This is a genomic window from Ruegeria sp. K3 (genome assembly GCF_056531845.1).
On record NZ_JBQFMM010000015.1, the window covers coordinates 22044 to 43164 of the forward strand.

23 protein-coding genes are annotated in these 21121 nt (G+C 61.0%); 16 read left to right on the forward strand and 7 right to left on the reverse strand.

Annotation, left to right across the window (positions count from 1 at the left end):
* Positions 1–67 precede the first annotated feature (67 nt).
* The gene (locus ACR0MP_RS20405; RefSeq protein WP_480887873.1) at positions 68–268 is read left to right on the forward strand and encodes a hypothetical protein; all 201 of its coding nucleotides are present in this window, start codon (positions 68–70) and stop codon (positions 266–268) included.
* On the opposite strand, the gene ACR0MP_RS20410 is transcribed toward ACR0MP_RS20405, so the two are convergent.
* Positions 262–840, reverse strand: a complete 579-nt coding sequence (locus ACR0MP_RS20410) for a hypothetical protein (protein WP_480887875.1) — start codon at positions 838–840, stop codon at positions 262–264. The two genes, ACR0MP_RS20405 and ACR0MP_RS20410, sit on opposite strands and share 7 nt — an antisense overlap.
* Positions 841–972: 132 nt before the next feature.
* Between ACR0MP_RS20410 and ACR0MP_RS20415 the strand changes: the two genes are divergently transcribed.
* The 14 genes from ACR0MP_RS20415 (at position 973) to ACR0MP_RS20480 (ending at position 14974) form a co-directional block, all read left to right on the forward strand.
* A complete protein-coding gene (locus tag ACR0MP_RS20415; RefSeq protein WP_480887877.1) occupies positions 973–1287 on the forward strand; it encodes a hypothetical protein in 315 nt (104 codons plus the stop codon).
* Positions 1229–1912 (forward strand): lytic transglycosylase domain-containing protein, encoded by a 684-nt coding sequence (locus tag ACR0MP_RS20420; RefSeq protein WP_480887878.1) that lies wholly within the window; start codon positions 1229–1231, stop codon positions 1910–1912. The genes ACR0MP_RS20415 and ACR0MP_RS20420 overlap by 59 nt, the downstream gene beginning before the upstream one ends.
* Before the next feature lie 16 nt (positions 1913–1928).
* On the forward strand, positions 1929–2210 hold the full coding sequence (locus tag ACR0MP_RS20425) for a TrbC/VirB2 family protein (protein ID WP_480887880.1): 282 nt from the start codon (positions 1929–1931) through the stop codon (positions 2208–2210).
* 15 nt (positions 2211–2225) lie between these two features.
* A complete protein-coding gene (locus tag ACR0MP_RS20430) occupies positions 2226–2504 on the forward strand; it encodes a VirB3 family type IV secretion system protein (protein WP_480887881.1) in 279 nt (92 codons plus the stop codon).
* Positions 2494–4872, forward strand: a complete 2379-nt coding sequence (locus ACR0MP_RS20435) for a VirB4 family type IV secretion/conjugal transfer ATPase (protein WP_480887883.1) — start codon at positions 2494–2496, stop codon at positions 4870–4872. The genes ACR0MP_RS20430 and ACR0MP_RS20435 overlap by 11 nt, the downstream gene beginning before the upstream one ends.
* A gap of 202 nt (positions 4873–5074) precedes the next feature.
* Positions 5075–6187: a lytic transglycosylase domain-containing protein gene (locus tag ACR0MP_RS20440; RefSeq protein WP_480887884.1), complete on the forward strand. Its 1113-nt coding sequence runs from the start codon at positions 5075–5077 to the stop codon at positions 6185–6187.
* Positions 6184–6951 carry a type IV secretion system protein gene (locus tag ACR0MP_RS20445; protein ID WP_480887886.1) on the forward strand — a complete coding sequence of 256 codons (768 nt, stop codon included), beginning with the start codon at positions 6184–6186 and terminating at the stop codon, positions 6949–6951. The genes ACR0MP_RS20440 and ACR0MP_RS20445 overlap by 4 nt, the downstream gene beginning before the upstream one ends.
* On the forward strand, positions 6948–7382 hold the full coding sequence (locus tag ACR0MP_RS20450; RefSeq protein WP_480887888.1) for a hypothetical protein: 435 nt from the start codon (positions 6948–6950) through the stop codon (positions 7380–7382). Before ACR0MP_RS20445 ends, ACR0MP_RS20450 begins: the two co-directional genes overlap by 4 nt.
* Positions 7383–8396 (forward strand): TrbL/VirB6 family protein, encoded by a 1014-nt coding sequence (locus tag ACR0MP_RS20455; protein WP_480887890.1) that lies wholly within the window; start codon positions 7383–7385, stop codon positions 8394–8396.
* A 17-nt stretch (positions 8397–8413) separates the two neighbouring features.
* Positions 8414–9094: a VirB8 family type IV secretion system protein gene (locus ACR0MP_RS20460; protein WP_480887892.1), complete on the forward strand. Its 681-nt coding sequence runs from the start codon at positions 8414–8416 to the stop codon at positions 9092–9094.
* Positions 9095–9099: 5 nt separating this feature from the next.
* Positions 9100–9834, forward strand: coding sequence for a TrbG/VirB9 family P-type conjugative transfer protein (locus ACR0MP_RS20465; protein WP_480887894.1), 735 nt, complete (start codon positions 9100–9102; stop codon positions 9832–9834).
* Positions 9835–9836: 2 nt separating this feature from the next.
* Complete coding sequence (locus tag ACR0MP_RS20470) at positions 9837–11261, forward strand: TrbI/VirB10 family protein (RefSeq protein WP_480887896.1); 1425 nt, start codon at positions 9837–9839, stop codon at positions 11259–11261.
* Complete coding sequence (locus ACR0MP_RS20475) at positions 11258–12256, forward strand: ATPase, T2SS/T4P/T4SS family (protein ID WP_480887898.1); 999 nt, start codon at positions 11258–11260, stop codon at positions 12254–12256. Before ACR0MP_RS20470 ends, ACR0MP_RS20475 begins: the two co-directional genes overlap by 4 nt.
* 207 nt (positions 12257–12463) lie before the next feature.
* On the forward strand, positions 12464–14974 hold the full coding sequence (locus ACR0MP_RS20480; protein WP_480887900.1) for a hypothetical protein: 2511 nt from the start codon (positions 12464–12466) through the stop codon (positions 14972–14974).
* Here the strand turns inward: ACR0MP_RS20480 and ACR0MP_RS20485 are convergent.
* A complete protein-coding gene (locus ACR0MP_RS20485) occupies positions 14904–15356 on the reverse strand; it encodes a hypothetical protein (protein ID WP_480893874.1) in 453 nt (150 codons plus the stop codon). The two genes, ACR0MP_RS20480 and ACR0MP_RS20485, sit on opposite strands and share 71 nt — an antisense overlap.
* Before the next feature lie 104 nt (positions 15357–15460).
* Here ACR0MP_RS20485 and ACR0MP_RS20490 point away from each other — a divergent pair, with 104 nt between their 5' ends.
* Positions 15461–15760, forward strand: coding sequence for a hypothetical protein (locus tag ACR0MP_RS20490; protein WP_480887903.1), 300 nt, complete (start codon positions 15461–15463; stop codon positions 15758–15760).
* A 148-nt stretch (positions 15761–15908) separates the two neighbouring features.
* Here the strand turns inward: ACR0MP_RS20490 and ACR0MP_RS20495 are convergent, their stop codons facing one another.
* The 5 genes from ACR0MP_RS20495 to ACR0MP_RS20515 all read right to left on the reverse strand — a co-directional run bounded on the left by ACR0MP_RS20495 (position 15909) and on the right by ACR0MP_RS20515 (position 21075).
* Entirely contained in the window at positions 15909–17816 is a 1908-nt protein-coding gene (locus tag ACR0MP_RS20495; protein WP_480887905.1) for a type IV secretory system conjugative DNA transfer family protein, read from the reverse strand.
* Positions 17817–17830: 14 nt separating this feature from the next.
* Positions 17831–19765, reverse strand: coding sequence for a relaxase/mobilization nuclease domain-containing protein (locus ACR0MP_RS20500; RefSeq protein WP_480887907.1), 1935 nt, complete (start codon positions 19763–19765; stop codon positions 17831–17833).
* Entirely contained in the window at positions 19758–20378 is a 621-nt protein-coding gene (locus tag ACR0MP_RS20505; protein WP_480887909.1) for a helix-turn-helix domain-containing protein, read from the reverse strand. The genes ACR0MP_RS20500 and ACR0MP_RS20505 overlap by 8 nt, the downstream gene beginning before the upstream one ends.
* A 350-nt stretch (positions 20379–20728) precedes the next feature.
* The gene (locus tag ACR0MP_RS20510) at positions 20729–20959 is read right to left on the reverse strand and encodes a hypothetical protein (protein ID WP_480887911.1); all 231 of its coding nucleotides are present in this window, start codon (positions 20957–20959) and stop codon (positions 20729–20731) included.
* Positions 20956–21075, reverse strand: a complete 120-nt coding sequence (locus ACR0MP_RS20515) for a DUF2958 domain-containing protein (protein ID WP_480887913.1) — start codon at positions 21073–21075, stop codon at positions 20956–20958. The genes ACR0MP_RS20510 and ACR0MP_RS20515 overlap by 4 nt, the downstream gene beginning before the upstream one ends.
* Between the last annotated feature and the right edge of the window lie 46 nt (positions 21076–21121).

The following is a 21121-nucleotide window of genomic DNA, read 5'->3' on the forward strand; positions in this document are numbered from 1 at the left end:
GCCAGTCCTCGGTCGGTACGAACTTGATGCGCTACAATTGGTAGACTAACGCTATGGCAGGAGTTCAATGGTTAAGAAGAAAACGGGTTGGCCATTTCAGGAAGGATTTATCATCGACGGAATGCAGGAAAGCCATGTGTTCACCGACTTCCGCTGGAATGACGGGTCCGTGAGCCGGTACCAGTTTGTCGACCCGGAGAGCTACGACGTCAGTATCGTCATCGTACGGCCAGTTTCTCTCAAGCTGCCCGAAGGCGAAAGTCAGTAAGAATACCAATTCGATTGAGCCATATTACCCTCGTAGTCGCCATATTCGACCAAGATGCTTCGAGAATAGGAGTGCCATAAGCCGCCACCCGTTGGATAGGAAATCTCCTGACCGCTTTCCGAGACGAATGTCGCAGGCCAGGGCGTGTGGGACCCGTAGACCCGCTGGATGTACCGACAGGTCCGGTTTTCGCGATCGCAGGAGCGGACCGACCAATCCCACTGACGGGGTTCATCACGCGGCTCGTAGGAGCGCCCGGTGAACCAGATCACATGGGTCCGGTTCAGCCATTCGTATTCCGGCAGATTGGTGTCGAGCTCACCCTCTCCGCCGGGTCCACCCAGCTCGACCGGCACATGGGCAAAGGTGCAGACCCCGAATGGCGGCAGGCTTGGCCAGGGCGTGATGCGGCGGATCATGGTACGATAGGCCCGCGCGCAGACAGCGCTCGGCGGGAAACCACCCGCCATGCAGAGCATGATGGCGCAGTCGATGTCATAGGCCTGCGCCTTCTGAGGGGCACCAAACACCGCCATCACTCCCATCGCCGCTGCAATCGCCTGTCGCTTCATGTCGCTCTCCCGCAAAAGTCGCGCAGACTATCTCGCAATATGTATTTATCTGCAATATGTCGTATTGACTCTATATGACTTTATGGCCTTAGTGTCGTGAAGTAGAAGGGCTCTCGTGGGGAGAGTCCGAACATGCCGATAGCGCGCAACCAGATCCTGATCACCATCGATGGTGTCAAAGACCTGTCCGAGAAGGGCATCGCGTTCCGCTGCCGGTATGAACTCGTGGGGTTCACGGACGATGGCAAGCCGCGCTACCAGTGCATCTACCTGCGCGAGGGCGAGCCGGAAGCCATTCTGGTGTCGACCAGGATCACCCCGCACGGGCCAGAGCCGCGGTATTTCAACATATGGCCGGGGCTCTTCAAACATCATCTCGAGTTCGGTGATGGGCGCGATCTGCGCTTTGGTCCTGACTACAACATCACCCTCGAGGTGCGCGGCTGACGTTATCGCCTTCGGCCGCGACGGCACGGCCCGGACTTCGGGCTGGACATTCCACGGCGCGAAGCCTGCCTGGGCTGGTCTGGATGATAGTGCTGAGGCCGAGGTCGTTCTGGCCTCGCTGCCTTCCGGTCGCGACGACATTTTAGCGCTGATCCAGACGACTGCCGTCCGCCACCAAGGGAACCGCGCCCTGCGCCAGGTTGGTCTGAGTGCCGACGATTGGCAGATCCTGTTCCGCGCCTTGGTTGAAGCTGAAAGCAGCTACAACCCGACCGCCGTGAGCCCCAAGGGCGCCTATGGTCTCGGCCAGCTGATGCCGGACACGGCCCGTTCTCTCGGGGTTGATCCACGCGATCCCGCCCAGAACCTCGACGGCGCCGCGCGCTACCTGCTCGCGCAGCTCGGTACGTTCAAGGACATCAACCTGGCGCTCGCAGCCTACAACGCCGGGCCGCACAGGGTGGTCGAGTATTCCGGCATCCCGCCTTTCGCCGAGACCCGCGACTACATCGCGCGCATCCATTGGATCCGCTCCCGGCTCGCGGGCACGCCCGTTGCCGCTCAGGACATCCGCGTCGCAGACCGGGTTCCAGCCCGCGCGCCCGTCCTCATCGATCTTCAGTAAAACAAGGGAATTTCGCATGCTTCGACATCGCCTCAGCCGCCTCTTGCCCATCGCCACAACCCTGGCGGCTTTCGCAAGCCCTGCCTTCGCGCAGGACTTGTCGCCGATCCAGACCATGCTGGAAACCGTCGAGGCCGCGCTGACCGGTCCCATCGGGATCGCGGTCGCCACGCTCGCGGTCATCGGCACCGGTTTCATGTGCATGATGGGGCGGCTCAACTGGGGCTGGTTTGCCTCGGTCATCATCGGGATCGTGCTGATCTTCTCGGCCGGCACCATCGTCGACGGCTTTTCCTGAGAACAGAGTAGAGCAGTGGCAGAACGATCCCCCCTCTTTCTGGGCCTCGCCCGCCCGCCCAAGTATCTGGGTCTCCCTGTCGGATACCTCGTGGTGTTGGCGACCGGGGTCGTTCTGCCCTTTATCTGGACCAAGTCGATGATCTTCTTCCTGATTGGTCTCGTCGCCTATCCAATCCTCTGGTTCGTCGCCGACCGCGAGCCGCATTTCTTCGAGGTCTTGCGCGTCTCCTACGGCTCGGTGCGCCCGACGAAGAACCGGGCCCTGCACGGAGGTGACAGCTTTGGCGCTTGATGCGGGCACACTTTCCACTCACGGAACGGCACTCCTTCAAGCGGGCAGCAGGGAGTTCGCGCGGGAAAGCTATCTCGCGGAGCATCTGCCGTATTTCGCGCTCGCGGATGACGATGTCATGGTCCTGCGCGAGGGCGATCTTTTGGCGACCCTGCGCCTTGATGGTCTCAATCCGATGACCAGCGAAGACGCGCGACTCGACGCGCTCAAACGTGCAGTAGCCGCCATCGTCGCCCAGACCGGCAACGCCTTTGGCTTCTACATCCACCGCATCTCAGTCCCGCAGAATCTCGGGATGCGCCCCATCGAGGGTGACAGCTTCGCCGCGGCGATCGATGCGCGCTGGCAAGACCATGTCAAAGACCTGCGCCCGGCCAAGCGTCAGCTCTATCTCAGCGTCATTCGGCGTCCCGACATCTCCGCACGTATCCCGCTCCTGCGGGCGCTGGCCCGCAAGGCCTGGGTCAAGGATCGCGCGACACGCATGCAGGAGCTGAACGAGGTCATGGGCTTCTTCGAGGTTGCGCTTGCGCCGGCCAACCCCGTGAGGCTCACGAAGTCAGGCGGCGAATGGTTGGGCTATCTCAACACGTTGAACGCGGGCAGCTTCTCTCCCGTAGCCTTCGGGCAAAGCGCCCTGCCCCTCTCGCACACTTTGGGCGATTGCCGCGCGACCTTTGATGGCGACGTGGTCACCCTGACCGACGCCGTGACCGGTCAGGTCAAATACGGTGCGCTCTTCTCGATAAAGACCTATCCGGCCCTCACCGATGTCACGCTTCTCGACGCGCTCGATATACCGCTCGACATCGTGCTGACGAACTCCTTCAGCCCGATCCCGAACAACATCATGGCCGAACGCATCCAGCGAATTATCCGCCAGATGCATGCCTCCGACGATGCCGCCGTCTCCCTGCGTGAACAGCTTGGACAGGCGGCTGACGACCAGGAAGCAGGCCGCATCGCCTTCGGAGACCATCACCTTTCCATCGCCGTCTATGCCCCGGACCGCGACACGCTCGAACGCGCCGCCGCCCAGATCAAGCGCGTGGGTCAGGAAATCATGTCGGTGATCGTGCGCGAGAACATGGCGCTTAAGGCGACGTATTTTGCACAATCGCCCGGCAATTTCGGATACCGGGCGCGCAAGACGCCAATCTCCTCGATCAACTTCGCCGACTTCGCCGCCTTGCACGGCAGCGTCGAGGGGCGTGGACCTGACCAGTCGCCCTGGGGCCAGACGATCTCGGTCCTACCGACGGTCGGCACATCGGGATACCGCTTCAATTTCCACGAGGCGGGCAGCCCCGGCAAGGAACCGACCGTTGGCCATACGCTGGTTCTGGGGCGCACCGGGACCGGCAAGACGCTCACCACTGCCTTTCTCGCAGCGCAGGCGCAGAGGGTCGGCGCACGGCTTTTCTTCTTCGACAAGGATCGCGGTCTCGAAATGGCCGTGCGCGCCCTTGGTGGCCGCTATAACGAAATCCGGGCCGGCGTGCCCTCCGGCCTGAACCCTCTCGATACCGAGATCGATGAACGTGGCCGCGCCTGGCTCTCGGACTGGCTTTCCACCCTTCTTTCCCGGGGTGGCACTCTCACGGGCGAGCAATCCCGCCAAATCCAAAGCGCGGTCGCGCAAAATGCCCATGCCGAGGGCTCGCTCAGACGCTTCGCGAGTTTCGAGACGCTGTTTCAGTCGCTCGATGACGACGGCGAGCTACAGTCCCGCGTCGCCGAATGGGCCCCGGGCGGGCGCTATGGCTGGGTCTTCGATGAGCCGGAATACGGTGCCGGGCTTGAACTGGCCTCCGACATCATCGGTTTCGACATGACCGAGATCCTCGATATGACAACCGAGCGCATGGCGGTCCTCTCCTACATCTTCCGCCAGATCGAACGCGTGGTCGAAGACCGCCGCCCAACCATCATCGTGCTCGACGAGGCCTGGAAGCTCTTGGACGATCCCTACTTCGGGGCGCGGCTGGAAAACTGGCTGGTGACACTGCGCAAGATGAACTGCGTCGTGATCATGATGACGCAGTATCCGAGCCAATTGCGGGATTCCCGCGTTGGCAAGACCATCGTCGAGACGGTGCCTACCCAGATCCTCTTCCCGAACGACCGCGCCACCATCTCCGATTACGACTTCCTGCGCGTGAACGCCAAGGAGGCGGCACTTCTCGTGCAACCCACTATTGGCCAGCGCATAGCGCTTGTCCGCTCGGCGGGCGACAGCGTCTTTGTCGACGCGGACCTCTCTGCGCTCGGCGACCTCCTTCCCATCCTTGGCGGCGGCGCCACCGGCGAGGCCCGCGTGCCCGCCGATTGGCGTGCCAATCCCGATTTCTGGAGACATGTTATATGAGTTCGAAACCTCTTCTCGCGCTTTGTGCCACCACGAGCCTTCTTTCCGCTTGCGAGAAATATACCGAGAAAACCTCGCCCTGCTTCGGACGCAATGGCGAGCCGCAGGTGACGCGGTCCGCCCTCTCCTTCTCGACCATGGGCGCACCGGCTCACGCAACAGCCAAGCCCGACTGCACATTCGAACCCCTGCCCCGTCCTGAATGAGCCACGCCGCGATCATATCCGCTGGGCTCTGCCTCGGCCTCGGTGCCCTGCCCGCGCAGTCTCAAGGCGTGCCGACGCAGGATAATTCCGCCATTGGCCGCGCCATCGCACGCGTAACGGCGCTGGCCGAGGATCTGGGCGTCCAGCAGGACAAGGACCGCGCCGAGTCAACGCTGGCCGATGTGCAGGCCGACCAGCTGCGCGTCCTCGAGGAGATGACTGCGGCCATCACCGGTCCCAGCTTCGATATCCGCGCGCTCGAGGGCAATGCAGATTTTAGGGTGGCGGCGGTCTATCCCAATACCGATCCGAGCCCGATGAACAGCCGTCTTTTCGGCGAGGGTCGCGAGACGGTCGAGATGATGATCGTCGAGGTTGCGGGCGAGTTCGCGAGTGCCCCCGGTGTGGCCCGCGCCGGTCTCTCGGCCACCCAGTGGCGCTGCCTTTTTCAGGCCCTGATCAAACAGGAGAGCCGCTTCAATGTCGCCGCACAAAGCCCGGTCGGCGCCTATGGTCTGACCCAACTCATGCCCGGCACCGCCTCCGATCTCGGCGTCGACCGCTATGACGTGAAAGACAACCTCCGCGGCGGCGCGCGTTACATCACCACACAGCTCAACCGCTTCGGCAACATCCCCCATGCACTTGCGGCCTATAACGCGGGGCCGGGCCGGGTCATCGAATACGGCGGCGTGCCACCCTTTGCCGAGACCCAAGGCTACGTCCGTAACATCTCGAAGTTCTACAACGAATACCTCGCCGTTGTGGGCGGTGCCGACGCGCTCGGGACGCTCTCGCCCTCGGACTTTGCGCTCGCCGAATATGCCAGCATCTCCGAGGCGGGTGTCTATTACGCCGCCGACAGTTCGGCAACGACCGAGCAAGTGATCAACCGCCTCCGCGCGATCATCCTTCAGATCGATGCGCAACCCAATGCCAAGGCGGCCTGGGAACTCAATACCTATGCCAAGGCCGAGATCGGCCGCATCCTCAATCTCCGCGTCCGGCTGATGGCCGCCTACCAGCAGCGCGAGGCGGCCTATGCGCAGCACCTCGTCGCCGACCGGCTGGCCGAGCGCGACTTCATGCAAATGGGAGTTCCCGAATGAGACACCTTCTCCTGACCGTGGCCGCGGTCACCACACTCGGGTTTGCCTCACCCGCTGCTGCCCAAGGCGTCCCAACCTTTGACGGCTCGGCATTGCAGCAGTTCGTGGCACAGCTCGAACACATGGCTGAGGACCTGAACGTCCAGATGCAACAGCTCGCCACCATGCGGCTGGAACTGGAAACCCAGCTGTCGCAACTGACGAACCTCGAGGCGCAACTGACCTCGCTCATTGAAGGCAGCGGGCTCGGAGAACTCTTCGCCACGGTCGAAGAATTCCGTGCGCTGCGCGGCAAGCTTGTGGCCCCGCTCAATACCGCGCAGTCTTTGGCCAGCGGCGATTTCCTGAGCGGGTTCAATCCCGGCGCCGAGCTTTCGGCTTCGGTCGAGCGGGTGCTGTCTGGCAGCGGGTTTACTTCGGAGCGCCTGAGCACGCTCTCGGGCTCCGATCAGCCTGCCGACAACCGCATCGCTGCTTCGGCCGGGGCCAGCGCCATGCTCTCCGTCGCCGCGCAGGAAAGCCACGAGGAAGCAGGCCAAAGCCTCGAACGGCTCGAGACCATGGTTGGACTCATTGACGATCAGGACGGCTTGAAGGCCGCAGTCGATCTCAACACCCGCGTGACCGCCGAGCTTGGCATCATCCTGACCCAGATCTGGCGGCTGGAAGCGGCGCAAGGCGTCAGCGCCGGCCAGCTGGGCGTCGTCGATGCCGCAACCCTCGCGGATGAGCGCAAGTTCCGCTCGATGGCGGTGCACCCATGAGGATCTCCAAGCTTACCCCAAGCCGCTTCACCCTGATGGAAGCCGGACTTCTGAGCCTTTCGCTTGCCCCGCCGCTCGGCCTCCTTGTCTTGCCTGACGCGGCATCAGGTCAGGATCGGCCCTTCACCTCGATGGAGATCGCTCGAGACGACGAGGATGCGTGCCGCGTCCCCAAACCCCCGGTGGATCTCGCCGAGACCGCATACTTGCGCAATGGCTACCGCGCGATCCTGCGTATCCTGATTGCCGAGGAGGCGCTCGCCTCGGAAACCTGCACTTGCCTGCTCGAACAGTTCACCTGGGATCAGGCACTCACCGCCCTGCCCCGGTTCCAGACCTCGGACAACCCACGCCTGCCCTTCAAGGTGCTCGAGCTCTACGCGCAAGCCGACGCGCTCGAGGCGCAAATCGCGGAGGCATGTGAGGAGTAGATGGGGGTTATTCGCGACATCCTTGGCCAGGTCGACGCCGCGGTGAACACCGTGGCGCAGGATGGCTTTGTCTCCTCGGCAGGTGCTGTCGGTGACGTGATCTCAGCCGGAGCCGCGCTCCTTGTCGTGCTGCTCGGGATCAACGCGGTCATGCAGCTCCGCCCCCTGCCCTTTGGCACCGGCTTTGCTTTCGGGATGAAGGTGGCACTGGTGGGGATCTTCGCGCAGAGCTGGGACAATTTCAGCGTCATTTATGACATCGTCACGCGGGTCCCCGACTCTATCGGCGCCTCCATCTTGGCCCTCACCGGTTCGGGCGACGAAGCCGGGGTCTATGAAAGCCTCGACAATATGGTCGCCCGCATCACCGCCTATGGCGACACGATTGGTGATCGCGCGGGCTGGGTCTTCGGCGCGGTCCTAGGCGCGATCTTCTTCGTCCTTTCCGCCGTCTTCGCCGCGGTCACCGCCGGAATCATCGCCTTCGCCCGCATCGTCTTCGCGCTGATGATCGTCATCGCCCCCTTCATGATCGTGACCTCGCTCTTCAAGCCGACCCAATCCCTCTTCGAGGCCTGGACCCGCGCCACCATCGGCTATGCGCTCATGCCCGTCGCCGCCGCAGGCGCCGCGGGCATCATCGTCGCCATCGCCGAGGCCATCGGGGATGCCTCCGCCGATCCCGGCGATGTCGAGACCGTCAGCCTGATCCTGCCTTTTCTCGTCATCCTGATCCTCAGCGCCGGGATCATGGCCTCGGTCCCGTACATCGCCTCCAACCTCACCGGCGTTGTCGGCATTGCCTCGAATGCCGTGGGTCTCACGGGCCTTGCACGTCAGGGCTTCGTGAACACTCGGGAGTACGGCACGGGTGCCGCCTCGCGTCTCGTCACCGGCAAGTCTCCGCACGAGCTGAACCAGATGGCCAATGCGGGCGTGGTGAAGACCGGCGAGATGATCCGGCAAAGCCCCGGCGCACTCCTCTCCGCCGCCAAGGCCTTCCGCAAACCCTGATGTGAAAGACGATTGACTTGAAGAAGAAGGTACTTAGTTCCCCCGCGCCTGACCGCGACGCGTTTGAAGCGGATTTCATCTACGGGCCAAGGCGGCGCGAGCGCTTCGCCTGGTTTGTCGCGGCGGCGGGCGTGCTGGTGGGCGTCGCTGGCATGATCGCGGGCGCGAGCCTCTTTCCCCTCAAAACGACCGAGACCTTCGTGGTCGTGGTCGACAAGGAAACCGGCGAGATGGACCGCGTGGCCACCGTTCAGGCCCTGACGCTGTCCGAAAGCGACGCCATCATCCAGGCCAATCTCGTGGCCTATGTCGATGACCGGGAAACCTATGACCTGACCGATGGCGAGCAGCGTATCAACTCGGTGCTCGACCGTTCCGATGGCGATGCCGCCCGCACGCTGCGTGATCTCTGGTCCTCCACCAACGAAGACTACCCGATCACGGTCTACGGCCGGGACGCCAAGATCGAGGTGGTGATCAAGTCGGTGAACCAGATCGAGCGTGGAGTGGCCCAGGTCCGCTTCACCCGCACGCTGCGCCGTCCCCGCGACACCCGCACCGTCACCCGGTCCTATGTCGCTACCGTTGGTTATGACTTCCAACCTGAAACCCGCCAGCGCCTTCAGGACGTCTGGGCCAACCCCTTGGGCTTCGTGGTGACCTCCTACCGCGTCGACGCCGAGACCCTGGAGAACTGACCAAGATGAAATCCCTGCCCGCGCTCCCCACTATGCTTCTTCTAGCGCTTGCCCTTCCTGTTGCCGCCTTTGCCGAGGCCACGCCGCAAGGCGGCCCGCTCGACATCCGCATCCGCACCGCCGTTTACAACGAGAATCAGGTCTACCGGATCGAGACCGATCTCAGACATTCGACGACGATTCATTTCGGGTCGGGGGAACACTTTGAGGCGGTGATTGTCGGCGACACCGAGAGCTTCCAGGTCGATCCGATCCCCGAGCTTGGCAATGTGCTCACGATCAAACCGCATGTGGCCAATGCCTCGACCAATATGACGGTGATCACCAACCGCCGCACCTACTCCTTCCACCTGCGCGAGGGCTTGATCCCGAACCGCACCGGCATGTTCTTCGAGGTGCGCTTCCGCTACCCCGACGAGGAGCGCCGCGCGGCAGGTGCCACCCAGCCCAAAGGCTTCGAGGCGCCAAGGAACTACAACTACCGCGTCTCGGGCGAAGGCGATTTCCGCCCCAGCCGTATCTATGACGACGGGCGCTATACCTATTTCGTTTTCCCGGTGAACGGCCGCCAGCCCGCCCTTTTCAAGGCCGATGACCAGGGCCGCGAGCGCACGGTCAACTGGACCCAGCAAGGCAATACCGTCCGGGTGCTCGGGGTGAACACCTACTGGACGCTACGCATCGGCGACGAGGCGATCTGCGCCTGGCGCGACGAGAGCGCGATCTATGTGAGCAACTGACCATGGCCGATCAAACCCCTCCCGATCTGCAGAACCGCCTCGACCAGTTCAGCCAGCGCGGCAAATCCAAACGCCGCGGCAACAGCCTCGGGGTCGGTGCCCTCGCCGCCGCCCTCGCCCTTGGCGGCGCCGGGGTCGCGTTTTTCCTGGCAACCGGCCTACAGGAGGGCGATAGCGCGCTTGAGACCTCCGATGTCGAGACCTTCCAGGACCGTCGCGTCGGCACCGGGGGGCGGCTGGAATTCCCCCCGGACGAAACCGAGCAAAGGGTTAATGACGCGCTGATCGCCGTTGAGGAAGCGCTCGACGTGCCCGCTGCCCCGGCCCCGGAGCCAAGCGCCGAGGTTTTGGCTGAGATCGCCAAGCTCCGCGAGGCCCTTGCCGCCAGCCAGGCCGCCCGGAATTCGGAAATCCAGTCCGCCGTCGCGGACCTGCGCGAAGCCTTCGACGAGAAGAAGGCAGCACTCGAAGCAACGCTCTCCGCAAAGGAAACCGAGCTGGCCAACCTGCAGCGCCAGACCGAGACCCGCATCGAAGGTCTGCAGGCCATGCTCGACGCCGAGCGGGCGCAGCGCGAGGGGCTCGAGGCTGAGCTTGACCGCGAAGGGCTGATCGCCGATCAGCGCCTGCTCGAAGAGCGCCGGCGTCAGGAAGAGGAGCAGCGCCAGCGCGAAGCCGAGCGGGTCGCCGAGGAACTCTTGACTGCCCAGATCAAGTCGCCAGCGGTGGTCTATGCTGACGGTCCGCGTGGCGGCCAAAGTGGCGCGGCGGTGGCCGATCCGGCGGCCCCCGGCACCCAAGGGCCGACCCTCTCGGGCAATGAGCAGTTCCTGCAAAACGCCCGACCGCTCGAGGTGCAGGAAGCCGCCCGTCTCACCCATCCCGAACGCACGCTGACTCAAGGGTCCGTCATTCAGGCCGCGCTCCAGACGGCCATCAATAGTGATCTGCCGGGCTCCGTGGTCGCGGTCGTCTCCGAGCCGGTTCCGGCGTTTTCCGGGGATCAGATCCTGATCCCCCGAGGCTCCCGCCTTTTTGGCCAATACCGCTCCGGGATTGAGATGCACCAGAAGCGCATCCTGATCCTGTGGACCCGCGTGCTGACCCCGGACGGCACCTCTATGGAGATCGCCGCAGTGGGCGGGGACCAGCTCGGCCGCTCGGGCCTGACCGGCCTTGTCGACACCAAGTTCGCCGAGCGCTTCGGCGGAGCGGCACTGATTTCTGTGATCGGGGCCGCGCCTGCGGTGGCGGCCGAAAGCACTGGCGACGAGAACACCAACATTGTTCTCGGCAACGTCGGATCGGATTTACAGGACGCGGTCGGGTCTGTTATTGCCGATCAGGTCTCGATCGCGCCGACAATCTATGTCGATCAGGGGGCCTCGGTCACCGTGCTGGTGGATCGGGATGTGGTGATCTATTGAGCCGCTCAGAACGCCCCACGTCATACCTCGAGCGCTACCTCGACCCCTTCCGCGACCTCTTGCGGCGCAATGACGTAGTCGAGATCGCGATCAACCCGGATGGTAAGGTCTGGCTGGAGGTCGCGGGCGACGCAACCATGCGCCACGAAGGCCAGACTGTGGACCGGACCACAGCCCTCAACATGGCCCAGACCATCGTCGGCGACGCCAAGGCCCGCGTCTCTGAAAAGAACCCGCTCGTGTCCGGCAAGGTGGAATATGCAGGCCGCCCGCTGCGCGTTCAGGTCGCCGTACCACCCGCCATAGATCGCGGCGCCTCGATCACCATCCGCCTCTTCGCCTCGGGCAGCGTCCGGGAATACGCCCCCACCTATCTCTTTGGCAAGGCCGTCTCGCTCAATGCGCTCCGGGTCGAGAAGATGAAGAACATCGCCAGTCTCGCCGAGGAAAACCTTGAGGCCGCGCTGCAAACCTTGGTCGAAGCGCGGCTCAACGTCTTGATCAGTGGCGGCACCTCGACCGGCAAGACCACCTTCGCCCGCCACCTTCTGACCCATGTGAGCGAGCGCGAGCGGCTGATCACCATCGAGGACGCCTTTGAGCTATTCCCCGGCCAACCCAACACTGTCGCTCTCCTTGCTGACCGCGGTGCCGGTTCGCAACGGAGCACCAATGCGCTTCTGCAGGCCTCCTTGCGGATGCGTCCCGACCGGATCATCGTCGGCGAGTTGCGCGGCGCCGAGGCCCTGACCTATCTCGAGGCGATCAACACCGGGCATGGCGGATCGGTCTCGACAATCCACGCTGAGACTGCCGAACTGGCCATCGACCGGCTGGCGATCATGGTGCTGCAGGCCGGTACACCGCTGACCTTTGCTGAGGTGCGGGAGTACATCCGGAAGTCTATCGATATAATCGTCCAACTTGGTCGCGCAGAGGGGAAGCGGGGGATCACGGAATTCCTCGCGCCGGGTCAGTCATGCCTTCAGGCGTGATAGGCGGTGAGCGAACTTATCGACGCTTACCCATTCTTTAAAGTTGACCCAAGAGCATCGTGGGAATCAAAGGTACATAGTCTCTCTACCTAAACAGAGACCGGAAACTCCTTAAAATAGTTTAAATTTTGGGCGGCAACCGGATGTCGTGCATTGATATGCATTATCACTTGTGATCTTTTCTGAGAGGTAAATTAGGGTGAATTGATGTCAAACGATCGAAGTGATGCGCGTTCCAAAATCTTGGAGATCTTTGACGTCATTCCTGTGCTCAAACTTACTTGCGCGAAGGTCCCAGAGTTTACCTACCCGAAAATGGAGGCAAGATCGCAGTCCATGCCCGCCCATGATGCGACCCTGGACTACTCCAGTCATCAAAAAAGGAAGAAAAACGCCTCTGCGGGTCCGGTGGAGAAGCTCCGAGACGGCATCCAAGACGCCGCGCAGAAACTTCGTTTTGGTGATACGTCAAACGATGACTGGAAAGATCTCCTGTTGTTTTCGGGAGATCGCTTGTCTTCCGACAAACCCTTCGCAAAACAAAGAGTGGATGTGGCCACCTGGAACGAAGGGGATGTGATTAATTCTTCACCTGAAGCGTTTGAGGACTGGTTTCAAAACCACTTCTTGGAAGTGATTGCCGCAGGAGGGGGAGAGCGGCACAGTCAAGCGCTGACAGGCTCTCCAGGAAGCGGCAAATCAACCCTGATCAAATATGCGATGTCACACTATTCCAGCCATTTGGACTATCTTGGCATCGTCATGTCGCGGTTCGAATTTCTAAAGTTCTGGGCTGAGTGGCACGAAATTGGCGAGGATATCTCACAGTCCTTGAGAAACTACCTATCTTTCATTCAATGCCGTGATTTGTTGATTTCCCACTTTTTCGAGTTCCGAAATGGCAATCAGCTTGTGATGCGCCCGCAGTTTTCGGACTCGGAAATCCTGGAGAGGGAGGTTTCTGGCCTTGCAACTGAGATGCACCTTAAGGCGCGGGTATTGAAGCTGGGTCATGAGCCCCATGACTTCGAGAAGGCCCGCTGCGTCATGATCCTGTCCGAGGCGGTCGCACGTGCCAATCAGAGCAATAGTGAACTCATGAAATGGGTGCGTCGGCTAAGCGTCAACGACCGGATTTTGATGATCTACGTACTCTGGGGTGAGAAAAATCTGGTAACCGTGTTCGACGGCTTGGATTCGCTGAATGTGGAAGATGCATTTCAGGAAACGCCAGAATGGGAAGCTGTTGAAAGGATCGTCTTCAATCGATCCAATCTGTGCAAGCCATCAATTTTCCGTGAAGAAGGCATCGCCGTTAAGGCTGACAGTCTAATTATTGTCAGAAAAAACACTCTCGCATTGCTCAAATCAAAGCTTAGAGAAAAGCGAAAACGTATGGGCATCGCACGGGTTCATCAAGTCGGGAGTATTGACGGTTTTTCTGCCATTGTAGCGGTTGCGGCGCGCTCATGTAGATTCATTCCAGATGTGGTTGATCAGGAATTGGAAGGACAAAAGGCTTTCGTTGAAGCGGTGGTCACTGTAGTTCAGCGCACCCTTCTCGCGATTTCAAAGAGGGATGGTGCTGAAGTGGCAACCGAACTTGTCTATGGCGTGTTCGACGGAAACCTCAGAGAACTCTTTGCGTTTGTGGCGCGGATAGTACATCGCAGTCTGAACGACATGCTTGGGATGAACCTGATTGACGGCGACACTCTTTTTGGCTCCACAGCGGTTTTGGCCAACCGCGCAGTTGAGGTAGGCGACGACTATCTGGAGCACAAATCTTACCAGATTGTAGAGATGTTTCTGTACGATGGCCTGAGGTTTGAAAACGTCCTTCGTTCAGTGGGGAGTAGGTCGAAGGAGTTTCCGAGCGCCACCGGGGTACCGGTGATTCAAAAGAACGAGCAATGCCACGGATATGTTGACAATCTGTTTACCTATCATTTCAGAGGACCGGCGGAGAACCTTGACGGGCATCCGCTGATTGAGAAAATTCGTGTTCTACAGTGCCTGGAAAACATGCCCCTTACGGGAGACGAACTCCGTGCTGAGCTCAGAACGCGGTTTGGGTACGAACCTCCCGAGTTCAGAACACTTCTGTTGTTCTTGTTGAAAAGCGACCTCATTACAGCTGAGATCGTGCCAGTCGAGGACGACTACGACTTCAGATACCGCTGCACTCCTCGAGCCTTGCTTAGCATGCACTCATTGATTGAAAATCTAGCCTATGTGGAAAATGTCTTTCACCGCACGCGTCTTCCGTCAGATTTGATCGGCCACGTTAGTGACCCTCCAAAGTCGGAGACAAACGCCGAAAGCTGGGCGGCTCGAGCAATCAATAACGCGTTTATCCTGCTTTGCTATCTTCGCCACGTGGAACAAAATAAAGCTGGTGGTGTGTCGGCGGGTGATGAAGATCAGGTTTTTCATAGAATCCATGAGGGGATAACGCGTTCGGTACGCCGGATGCTACGGGTAACACCGGACGGAAGACGTCTGAATCCGCCTAAGGATCAAGACGCCCTCAAGAAGTTCAAATCCAGAGAGTTGGCGGCGGCGAGGATCGCCACCGACGCACACCATTTGCTGTCGGTTACCTATGCGGCGTGGCAATCAAAAACTTTAGTGCCCCCATCTCAGGTTATAAATCTGCTTGAACTAGATCTATATTCGAGTCGATCGACTTCCCCATCGCAAGAAAAGCATAGCTAACGACCTCCGATCTTGATTCATGAAACAGGTCGAGGAGCCGCGCCGCCGTGGTCGGAGTGATTTCCAACTGCCGTGCAAGTTGCGCCTTGGACCAGCCGCGTTTACGGCATTCCAAGTGCAGCAAGACCTTTGTGATAACCAAAGGCGACATCTGGACCACGAACGAGTTTTCTCTCGCTTCACCCTGAATGGTCGGAATCACGTCGTTATAATTCAGTCGTGCTTGTAGGGCGTGGCGAATTGCGCGCTCTGCCAATGCGTAGACTTCATGCTTCTTCATTTCGTCGACATCGACCCTAAGGATGATTTCAGGAAATGCCGGAACATCCAGGAAATCGTGCTCTCCCCGGCGTACGATCGCGCATCTGAATTTGAGCTGCATTTGTATTCCTTGGTTTTCAGTGTCCTGCTGATATCCGATCATATCATGATTGACAAGATATCAGAAGTGATATAATTACACTAATGCAAAGATGAGGATGAGGGATGCAAGAATTCATCAAAGGACTCAGAAATCTTGCCCAGCAAAAGGGCTGGTTGATCGAGCGGGTGGAAGAAGAGGATGGCATTAACAAGCTGATCATCTTCCGCAAAGAAGATGGCGAGTTGCAACGGATCGCAACCATCATCGTCAAAGCCGAGGACAACATTGTTCCGGAGGTTGCCGAGGGAATCGTGAACAGCGTTAAAAAGCGGCTGGAAGACGAACTTGCAGACTCTGCGACAACCACTTTGAAGATGTCAGTGCGGGCACTGTTCGACTGGATGGTCGACTTTTTTTCTTAAGAACAGAAGCATTTCGAACCGATTTACATAGAGCCAATGCTTGCCGCAAAGGCTCTGACATTGCAGTCCGCTCTTCCGAACTACAGTATCAGTGCTGATCTTGCGATACGGCGAACGGCTATGACGGGCCATCCAGTTATGGCCTTCCTCATCCACCCAGCAACTCCTCAATGAAATCCCCCCGCGCATCCAACACCGCTTCCCATTCCTTCGGCACCGCCGCCTCCCGCTCGAGCGTCTCCAGCTCTGGTTGCCCGCGCCCGGCCTCCATCGCCATCACGCTCATCGCGCGCGCTTCGCGGCGCTGTGATCGATCCCGGACAGGCGCGCGTTCGGCTGGTTTCGCCTGCTCGTCTGCGCCGACCTCACCGTCACCGCCCCAGGGCCCCACGCCCTTCACACTCGGCGGATAGGGGAAGCGCTTGCCCTCCTGACGGGCGAGCATGTCCTTGAAGAAGGGATCGTCGTAATACTTGATCCGGCTCGCCTTGATCGGATGCTGGGGCGAGGCGAGGATGATGACCTCGTCGGGATCCATGAGGCGCGCTTCAGTCTCGGAAAGCAGCGGCCGCTCTTCCAGACGCGCTGACGTCGAGGTCGCGCCGAGGAACCCCTTGTTTCGGCCATACATCCGGGTCACCGCCTCGCGGGTCGTGCTGCCAACGGCTGCGGAAACCTCTTTTACCGTCCGCTGATCGCGAGGCGTGATGTAGAGCTTGAGCCCTGCTCCGTTCTCGAGGCTTTCACGGCCCTCGGGTCCGTAAATCCGATCAAGCGAGGCCAGTGACTGCGCAATCATCGCGACGCGACCGCCATAGCTTGCCAGCGAATGGATCGCGCGTTCGAGGTAGGGCATGGCCCCCATCTGCTGGAATTCGTCGATCATCATCATGACGGGCCAGGGCTCGTCCGGGCCTGGTTCGTTCAGGCGGATCGAGGCAATGAGGTCGGCGAACATCAGGCGCAGGAGCGGGGCGAGGGTGGCGATGTGATCCTCGGACACCGCGATATAAAGCGACTGCGGTTGCTTCCGAAAAGTCGAGAATTCGAAATCACTCGCCTCGGTGGCGGAGCGGACCGCCGGGTTGTCCCATTGCTTGAGACCGGCGGTCATCAGCGCCTGGATGTTCGAGGTCAGCAGCCGCGAGGAAGCGGAGGCCGCATTGGTCCAGAGTTCGCGCAGGATGTCTTCTTCGGCCTCGTCGGCATAGGTCTTGTACTGGGCGTTCTTGTACTCGCCCCCGGCGACGATCTTGTTCACCTCACCAAGGTTCGGCGTGCCGCGCTGGATCGCCAGCAGGCAGGCCGCGACAAAGATCGACTTGCCAGCCTCGGAGAAGGTGTCGAGCGTCTTGTTGTCCTTGTCGAGGAAGAGGTCGGCCAGGATCGAGACCTCTGTGAAACGCTGCGCGAATGTCGGGGCTTTGGCGATCCGGGCGAGCGGGTTGTAGCGATGCGTGGCGTTGGCCCAGTCGAAGGGGCTGAAGCGATAGACCTCGTCGCCGTTCAGCGCCCGGAGACGGGCAGTCTTCTCGAAGTTCTCACCCTTCACGTCGAGCACCACGACCGAACCCGCGAAACTCAGCAGGTTCGGGATCACGAAGCCGACGCCCTTGCCGGCCCGGGTGGGTGCCACCATAATCACATGCGGGATCGTGGTCGAGGAGATGAACTCGGCCTTCGAGGCCGGGGCACCAAGCTTGCCGCAGACGAAACCCTTGCCCGGGGCCTGAAGCATGTCGTTCTTCTTCAGCTCCGCCTTGGTCTGCCAGTGAGCCGAGCCGTAGTCGTCGCGCTCCTTCTTCCAGGTCCAGGCCAGCGCCAGAGCGCCGAGGCCGATGGCTCCGAAGCCGACGGCGCCAAACCCTACCTTGAAGGCCTCAGGATGTGCCGCGCGTGTTGCGGCGCTCGCCTTCCAAAGGGTCAGCATGTCGAAACTGGCGAAGCCGGTTTTCAGGGCCAGAGTCAGGTAAAAGGCAGCGACGATGGTGCCGATGACGGCGCCGCAGATCACACCGAAAAGAAGCGCAGCCCAGAGGGGAAGTGTCTTGGTCATGGTGGTCATCTCCCTCAGAATTCCATCTCGTCATCGAGACCACGATCCAGTTCTTTGGCCCAGCCAAGATCGCGACCCAGCTCCTCCTGCTGGCCGCGCAGCCGCGCGACCTCGGTCGCCTTGTCCTGCTGCAATCCGGCAGCGCGGTCGGTGAAGACCTGGTCGCCGGTCTCCTCAAACGTCATCTCGAGGAACTCCTGCGTGACCGTGATCTGGTCGAGCTTGCTCGGCAGGACTGCGTCCAGCACCTCGTAGTTGCCGCGGCGAAGTTCGGCCAAGCCTTCTTCGCCCAGTTCCTTGAAGAGCTCGGATTGCAGGGTCCGCTCGACCGTCTCTTCCTGTTCTTCGGTGAGTTTGCCGTCGCGCAACATGTCGGCCAGGTCCTGCAGGTAGGGATTGGGCGTCCGGTCATCCTCGTCGATGAGGGGCAGCGTCGCCTCCTCCTCATCGGCGAGGGTCCGACCGATCTCGACGCCCATCTCCTTGGCACGTTCCGTCAGGGCGTCCATCACGCCGTCGACTTTTTCCAGCGCAGCATCGAGCTGGTCGTCACTCGCGGTCTCGACGCTGAGACCGTCCTTCGCCAGCACCGCGTTCATGTCCCGCTCGACCCAGTCCTGTGCCATGCCGTAGTTCCGCGTGCCGCCCGCCGCGATCCGGGCCACCAGTTCCTCGCTGTCCATGCCTGCCTCCTCGGCGCGCTCGAGCACATCGCGCAGCCCATCGTCATTGCCGGACTGCAACGCGGCGATCAGAACCTCACTACCCGACCCCGGCGGATAGGGTTCCTCGAGCCGCTTACCAAATCGCGCGCGCAATTCCGGGTCCGGCACCATCTGCGAGAGATCCGCGATGATCGGCGCAGCCTTGGCTTCAAAAGCGGCGCGCTCGGCCGGATCCAGTTCCTCGGCCTTGAGCCGCAGCGCCTCGATCGTGCGCTCGGAATAGTCGATTGCGTCACCGACGGTCTTGATGTCCTTCATGTCTATCTCTCCTTCGGTGAAGTTCCACGGCGTGCCGGAACCAAACCCGTCCGCCATGCCGCGTACGGCGCGCGCCATATGGCGCTGGTCCATCCGGTCCAGCAGGTCGGCGAGGTTCTTGTAGTCCTTGGCGAAGCCCACCACCTGCGCCTGCGCGATGGCGGATTCCTGGGCCGTCATGACGATCTCGCGCGGCAGGCGGGCCTCTTCCTTGGCGCGGTAGATCTCCTCGATCCCGGCGGGTTTCTCGAAGATGCCGCGCTCGAGCCGGGTCGTGGCGTCGAGCATGACGCCATAGCGCTCCGCGATCTCGGCCTGCTTCTCGCGCATGAGCTGCGGCGACATCACGCCCTCGGCCCAGCAGGAAAACCAGGTGCCGTTTTCGACGCCGCGATTGTTCAGGATGATATGGGCATGCTTGTGCGCCCGGTCGTCATGGACCGCGAGCACATAGTCCCACTGATCGCCATATTCCCCGCTCTCGAAGAAATGCTCCGTCCAGTCCATGGCGATGTCGCGCACCTGCTCGACCGTCACGTCGGCCGGAAAGGACAGCAACATGTGGGAGGTGAACCCGAGCTTGGTCGAGCCGCGCCAGGTCCCGGCCCAATCCTCGATGATGTCCTCTTTCTGCTCCTCAGAGAGCACCGCCGCATCGGTCAGCGCGTTGGTCATCGTCGAGTAGGTGTAGACCGCCTTGTCGTTGATGTAGGAGAGCTGCGCCCCGAGACTTCCCCTCGTCTTGCAACCCCCAGCCCGGATCCGTTTGAACACCGCCGCCCGGCTCTGACCCGAGGCCGCCTTTAGCGCGTTGCGCGCCGACATCGAGCCGACGCGCGCGAAACTGCGACCCTGCCGACGCCCCGCCAGCCGCGCGTCGATCCGCGCCGCGGCCTGGCCCCGGATGCGCTCATCCTCCCAGAGCCGCCCCATGACCGAAGCATAGAGGGCGAGGGGATCAGCCATTGCGCACCAACCTCAATCCGCGCTCGATCGTGCGCGGGTCATCCTCCAGAACCGCGCTCTTTGCCCCCTGCCCTTCTTCCTTTTGCGGCCACTCCTGATGACGCAGCGCCTGCGCCGCATCCTTCATCCGGCCCATCTCACGGCTCATCGACTGCGCAAGATCGAGCAGTTCGATCAGCACTGCGCGATCCGCCTCCGAGACCTCCAGTCGACCGCGATGGACCGCCTTGGCGAGCGCCAGTCCGGCGTCGCTCACATCCTTCGCCTGACGCCAAGCGGCACAGAACTCCGCGGCCAGATCACGCGGCACATCGAGGAAACCGCAGCGACCGCGCAGCACCGCATTGAGTGCCTGCGACCGGTTGGCAAAACCCCGTTCGCGCCACTCGGCATCGAACGCTGCAAGCTCAGACTGACTGGCCCGGAAGGCCACTGTCTCGCTCGGATCGCGCACCGCAATCCCCTCCCCCGCCTCCTCTTTCGCGAGCCGGTTCACGTGGCGCGGAGAGATGCCAAACGCCGCCGCCAGGTCCTTCGCGCTTTCGCCCGCCGCAAAGCGCCGTGCCACTTCAAGGCGCTGCTCAAGCTTCAGGTTTTTCGCTGGCCTCGGCACGGGTCAGACCCCTCGGACAAAATGTGCAAACATTGGCCATATCCTGCCAACGTCCTCCTTCTCTCCTTCCCTTATACTTCAATACATCATTTTGCGCAATATGCTGTATTGCATGTCATGAATTTTTGCACCCCATTGCTGGCACATCCCGACAAACGAAGTGCCCCGAGATTCGACCATTCAACGCACTGCAAACAATCACCAGCCGGGGAACAGCGAGCCCTTCCTATTCGCCAGAACGCCGCCCAACTTTCGTCCAGCGTTGTGCGCGTGAGATCATGAATGAAACAGAAAAAGGCCGCCCGGAAATGGGCGGCCTCTTCTTTTGGATACCAACTGGCGTGTGATCGTCAAGCGGCAACACCTTCATGATCAGTCAGGACCATGTTCTCTGTAATACCGACAAAGAGCGGTGTGATTTGATACTCGCCCTCGTTGCTTTCAGGAGGCGTCACGACGACGATTGCCACGGCTGGTTCGCCATCGAGGAAGCAAGAGAACAGCGTGAAATTGTCGTGCTCTCCCGAACATGTCAGCGCCTCAAAGGCGCTGACATGTTCGGGACGAATGTTCGTGCTCATGCAATGATCCCTCCGGCTTCGCGGGCACGCTCGGCATAGGTGCTGAGCGGCGCGTCGGCCTCAAAGTGGAGGTCCCGCTCGATTGGCAAACCGAGGCGGCCACGATGTGCCTTCAAGACGCTTACCGGTTTTGCGTCACACGGCCAAAGTTAGTTTTGTAAA